General features: G+C 40.2%; 1 pseudogene. It reads right to left on the bottom strand.

Annotation, left to right across the window (positions count from 1 at the left end):
• Positions 1–39: 39 nt before the first annotated feature.
• Positions 40–291, bottom strand: a pseudogene (locus RM573_RS17455) (hypothetical protein); the annotation flags it as partial.

Raw genomic sequence — 291 nt, 5'->3', positions numbered from 1 at the left:
GGGGTCGGTGACAGATAAGACTTATTATCATTTGCATAACTACTTATTGCTAACGGGCCGACCTCTTTGAGGATAACCTATAACTCTACCCAGCGCTTTCTCAATCGCGAGTTTAAATTTTTTATCCCCTAGAGGCATTGAAAACAATGCCGCATTCGTTATTTCCTGGCACACATTAGGCGCCAACTCGCTATTAAATAATGCTTTATATTTTTGACAAACCTTAAATTCATTTTCCCCAAGCGCTATGTAACTTGGATGAGCAACTAACTTTTTTCGCTGTCTTAGGCC

This window comes from Thalassotalea castellviae (genome assembly GCF_031846185.1).
In the GTDB taxonomy this organism is placed as follows: Bacteria; Pseudomonadota; Gammaproteobacteria; order Enterobacterales; family Alteromonadaceae; genus Thalassotalea_H; species Thalassotalea_H castellviae.
Note: the sequence above shows the minus strand (reverse complement) of the source record. Positions and strands in the feature narration are given on the sequence as shown.